The organism is Mesorhizobium sp. M7A.F.Ca.CA.002.09.1.1, from assembly GCF_003998555.1.
In the GTDB taxonomy this organism is placed as follows: Bacteria; Pseudomonadota; Alphaproteobacteria; order Rhizobiales; family Rhizobiaceae; genus Mesorhizobium; species Mesorhizobium ciceri.
The window spans coordinates 1-4560 of sequence record NZ_RZRR01000434.1 but is presented as its reverse complement, the minus strand read 5'-3'; the positions used below and the strand labels follow the sequence as shown (position 1 = coordinate 4560).

Sequence of the window (4560 nt, the reverse complement as noted above, 5' to 3'; positions counted from 1 at the left end):
CCGCCGATATGCACCGCCTCGTCGGCCATCTCGACATGCAGGGATTTTGCGTCGGCATCCGAATAGATGGCGACGGTACGCACGCCCAGCTTCCGAGCCGTACGGATGACACGGCAAGCGATCTCGCCGCGGTTGGCGATCAGGATCTTGGCGAACATGGAGCCTCCGCATGTAAGGTTCGAAGTCCATGGGAAGCATGGCGCTTGAACACCCCCCTCTGACCGGCAGGACAGAGGGGGGTGCTGTCTCGCGAGCCTTTTAAGCCCTCGGAGTAAACCTCTCCCTTACCAGGGAAGTGCTCTACCTTGCGGTCGGCTGTACCTACTTCGAGGCCGCGATCTCGCAACTGCCGCCGGTCGTGACTTTGTAGTGGCCGCGGGTGGACTGACAGGATTTCATCGCCAACTCTTCGGCCGTCTTTTGAGATGGTGCGTTGAGGTGGCCGCCGCAAACTATGTACGACGACATTATCCGTGCGTAGGGAGTGGTTGCGTACGCTGAATGGCCACCGGCCGCGACATAGGCCTTGTAGGCCTTGGTGCAGGGATCCTTGGGATTTCGCGGCAGGTACGGCGGGAAACGCTTGTCTCCCTCGCTTCCCGCCAGTGAGCCGGCCATGCCCGCTCCGGATGCTGCGAACACCAGCAATACAGCCAATATCGCCATGGCTGTTCGCTTGGAATTCGTGGATTTCATTTTGTCTTCCCCAAGGAGAAAAACCGGGCGCTTTCCGGTCTATTTGGACGCGGCGATGCTGCAGGCGCCGGCGACGGTAACCTTGTATTTGCTTTTGCTGGCCTGACAGGATTTCAGTGCCAGTTCCGCCGCCGCCTTTTGTGACGATGCATTCAGCTTCACGCCGCAAACGAAGTACTCGGTCGCCGGAACGATTGGCGTCGCCGCGAAAGCCGAATGGCCTGCGGCTGCGAGATACGCTGCATAGGCCTTCCCGCAGCCCCCGGTGGTTCCTATAGGAATGGTCACCGGGTAGCGCACGTCGCCCTTGCTGCCTGCCAGCGATCCGGCCATGGCAGCGGTGGAGGCCGCCACCATCAGCAAGCCTGCCACTATGGGGGTGGCTGCTCGTTTGCAGGTCCCGGATTTCATTCTGCTTCCCCCATTCGCAAAAAAGTCTCGGCCGGTTGCTTATTTCGATGACGAGATTGCGCAGCCGCCACTCGCGGTCTTGAGCTTCCACCGTGTCAACCCGGCCTGGCAATTGCGCAGCGCCGTCTCTTCCGCCGCCTTCTGGGACGGCGCGTTGAGCTTCGTCCCGCAGATGATGTAGAGGTCGACAACGCGCGAATAAAAGGTTGTGGCGTAGGCCGAATGGCCGCTCGCCGCGACGTAACCCTTGTAGGCAACGTTGCATTCGCCCGAACCCAAGGTCGGCGGAAAACGCACGTCTCCCTTGCGTCCTGCGAGCGATTCCGCCGAGCTGATGCCGGTCGCCGTTAATATTAGAAATGCGGAAAGTATCGAAGCAGCCGTTCCCTGGCAATATTTCAGTTTCATTTCCAGCCCGTCCCCATTGCCCCATGCTGGATAAACAGTAGCGAATATTTTGTCCCCCCGCCAGTTCACTGTTTGAGATTCGAAGCCGCCTATACTGACCAATCGCTTGGTCCATACAGTTCAGCCTTTTCACACGGCAGCAACGGCCTGCCGGTATAGTTCCGCCGTTTGGCTGTCGAAGTTGACCGTCCATTCTCACATCCGAAACACGCCAAAGCGCGTGTCCTCGATTTCGGCGTTGAGCGCGGCCGACAGGCTGAGCGCCAGCACGTCGCGCGTCTTTGCAGGATCGATGATACCGTCGTCCCAGAGGCGTGCGGACGAATAGAGCGGATGGCCCTCATGCTCGTATTTCATCAGGATAGGCTTCTTGAATTTCGCCTCTTCCTCGGCGCTCCATTCTCCGCCCTTGCGCTCGATGCCTTCGCGTTTGACCATGGCAAGCACCGTTGCCGCCTGTTCGCCGCCCATCACCGAGATGCGGGCGTTCGGCCACATCCACAGGAAGCGCGGTGAATAGGCGCGGCCGCACATGCCGTAATTGCCGGCGCCGAACGAACCGCCGATGATGACAGTCACCTTCGGCACCCTGGCGGTGGCAACCGCCATCACCAGCTTGGCGCCATCCTTGGCGATGCCGCCTGCTTCATATTTTCGACCGACCATGAAGCCGGTGATGTTCTGCAGGAAGACCAATGGAATTTTGCGCTGGCAGCACAGTTCGATGAAGTGCGCGCCCTTCAGCGCGCTTTCGGAAAACAGCACGCCGTTGTTGGCGATGATGCCGACCGGCACGCCATGGAGATGGGCAAAGCCGGTGATCAGCGTGGTGCCGTAATTCTGCTTGAACTCGTCGAATTCGGAACCGTCGACGACGCGCGCGATGACCTCGCGCGCGTCATAGGGCTGGCGCAGGTCGGTCGGCACGATGCCATAAAGTTCATCCGCCGGATGAAGCGGCGGAATCGCTCTCCTAGAGTTCAGGCTTACAGTCTTGTTCCGATTCAGGTTCTTGACGATGCGCCGGCAGATGGCGAGGGCATGGTCGTCGTCCAGCGCATAGTGGTCGGCAACACCGGAAAGCCTGGTGTGCACATCCGCACCGCCGAGATCCTCGGCACTGACATCCTCGCCCGTCGCCGCCTTCACCAGCGGCGGGCCGCCGAGGAAGATGGTTGCCTGATTGCGCACCATGATCGTCTCGTCGGACATTGCCGGCACATAGGCGCCGCCCGCCGTGCACGAACCCATGACGCAGGCGATCTGCGGAATGCCTGATGCCGACATGTTGGCCTGGTTGTAGAAGATGCGGCCGAAATGCTCGCGGTCGGGAAACACCTCCTCCTGGTTGGGCAGATTGGCGCCGCCGCTGTCGACGAGGTAGATGCAGGGAAGATTGTTCTGCAGTGCGATCTCCTGCGCCCGCAAATGCTTCTTCACGGTCAGCGGATAATAGGTGCCGCCCTTCACGGTGGCGTCGTTGACGACGACCATCACCTCGGTGCCTTCGACGCGGCCGATGCCGGCGATCATGCCGGCCGAAGAGATCTCCTCGCCATACATCGACCATGCCGCGAACTGGCCGATCTCGAGGAAGGGTGAGCCGACATCCAGCAATTGCGCAAGGCGCTCGCGCGCTTCCTCCGAACCGCCGAGCTCGACGGTGGCGGCCTTTTCCGCAATGTCGGCGACCAGCGCCCGCATGCGCTCGGCGTTGGCACGGAAGGTTTCGGAGGAGGGGGAGATCTGGGTTTGCAACGTGGCCATACCTACACCCCCTCCGCCATGATCTCGCGGCCGATCAGCCAGCGGCGGATTTCGCTGGTGCCGGCGCCGATCTCGTAGAGCTTGGCATCGCGCAACAGGCGGCCGGTTGGATAGTCGTTGATGTAGCCGTTGCCGCCAAGCAGCTGGATGGCGTCGAGCGCCATCAGCGTCGCCTTCTCGGCGGCAAACAGCACGCAGCCGGCGGCATCCTTGCGCGTCGTCTGGCCACGATCGCAGGCGGCGGCGACGGCATAGACATAGGCGCGCGCGGCATTCAGCGTCGTGTACATGTCGGCCAGCTTGCCCTGCACCAGTTGGAACTCGCCGATCGCCTGTCCGAACTGCTTGCGCTCATGCACATAGGGGATTGCCACGTCGAGGCACGCCGCCATCAGGCCGATCGGGCCGCCGGCAAGCACCGTGCGCTCATAGTCTAGGCCAGACATCAGCACTTCGACGCCGCGCCCTTCCTCATGCAGCACGTTGTCGAAGGGCACCTCGACATCCCTAAACACCAGCTCGCCGGTGTTGGAGCCGCGCATGCCGAGCTTGTCGAGCTTTTGCGCCACGGAAAATCCGGCAAAAGCCTTCTCGACGATGAAGGCGGTGATGCCGCGCGATTTCTGGTCCGGATCCGTCTTGGCATAGACCACCAGCGTCTCGGCGTCCGGCCCGTTGGTGATCCACATCTTGGTGCCGTTGAGCACGTAGCGGTCATTGCGCTTTTCGGCGCGCAGCTTCAGCGAGACGACGTCCGAGCCGGCGCCGGATTCCGACATCGCCAGCGCGCCGACTCGCTCGCCCGAGCACAGCGGCGGCAGGTATTTTTCCTTCTGCGCCTGCGTCGCCCAGCGGTTGATCTGGTTGACGCAGAGGTTGGAATGGGCACCGTAGGAGAGGCCGACCGAGGCCGAAGCGCGCGAAATCTCCTCGACGGCGATCACATGGGCGAGATAGCCCATGCCGCTGCCGCCGAAATCGGGGTCGGCGGTGATGCCGAGCAGGCCGAGCGCACCGAATTCGCCCCACAGATGCGCCGGGAATTCGTTCGAGCGATCGATGTCGGCGGCGATCGGCGCGATCCGGTCCTGGGCAAAGCGCCGCACCATGTCGCGCAGCGCCTCGATCTCTTCGTCATGCCCGAAGCTGAGCGTGTTGGTGTACATTTTTCTCCTCCCTGCGCATGACCTCGAAAATCGACTTTGATTTCGGAAAGGGATCATGCGCGAATCAAAATGCTGCAGCGTCCTTTGCGCGTCCGAAGGGACGCGCAAAGGA

General features: G+C 61.6%; 6 protein-coding genes. All 6 read right to left on the bottom strand.

The features are described from left to right. Positions 1-158: biotin carboxylase N-terminal domain-containing protein (locus EN994_RS18905; RefSeq protein ID WP_164746009.1), on the bottom strand; the 158-nt coding region annotated here is incomplete at its 3' end. Positions 159-321: 163 nt separating this feature from the next. Beyond that, complete coding sequence (locus EN994_RS18900; protein WP_024505729.1) at positions 322-696, bottom strand: hypothetical protein; 375 nt, start codon at positions 694-696, stop codon at positions 322-324. Positions 697-735: 39 nt separating this feature from the next. Continuing rightward, positions 736-1107, bottom strand: coding sequence for a hypothetical protein (locus tag EN994_RS18895; protein ID WP_013532610.1), 372 nt, complete (start codon positions 1105-1107; stop codon positions 736-738). Between the two features lie 39 nt (positions 1108-1146). Continuing rightward, positions 1147-1515 carry a hypothetical protein gene (locus EN994_RS18890; protein WP_013532609.1) on the bottom strand — a complete coding sequence of 123 codons (369 nt, stop codon included), beginning with the start codon at positions 1513-1515 and terminating at the stop codon, positions 1147-1149. Positions 1516-1710: 195 nt separating this feature from the next. Further along, positions 1711-3282 (bottom strand): carboxyl transferase domain-containing protein, encoded by a 1572-nt coding sequence (locus EN994_RS18885; protein ID WP_127307720.1) that lies wholly within the window; start codon positions 3280-3282, stop codon positions 1711-1713. Between the two features lie 2 nt (positions 3283-3284). After that, positions 3285-4448, bottom strand: a complete 1164-nt coding sequence (locus EN994_RS18880; RefSeq protein ID WP_013532607.1) for an isovaleryl-CoA dehydrogenase — start codon at positions 4446-4448, stop codon at positions 3285-3287. Positions 4449-4560 lie beyond the last annotated feature (112 nt).

Bases quoted from the DNA above. Each gene is read 5' to 3' on its own strand.
- EN994_RS18900 (WP_024505729.1), bottom strand. From the start codon at position 696: ATGAAATCCACGAATTCCAAGCGAACAGCCATGGCGATATTGGCTGTA.
- EN994_RS18890 (WP_013532609.1), bottom strand. From the start codon at position 1,515: ATGAAACTGAAATATTGCCAGGGAACGGCTGCTTCGATACTTTCCGCA.
- EN994_RS18885 (WP_127307720.1), bottom strand. From the start codon at position 3,282: ATGGCCACGTTGCAAACCCAGATCTCCCCCTCCTCCGAAACCTTCCGT.
- EN994_RS18880 (WP_013532607.1), bottom strand. From the start codon at position 4,448: ATGTACACCAACACGCTCAGCTTCGGGCATGACGAAGAGATCGAGGCG.
- EN994_RS18895 (WP_013532610.1), bottom strand. From the start codon at position 1,107: ATGAAATCCGGGACCTGCAAACGAGCAGCCACCCCCATAGTGGCAGGC.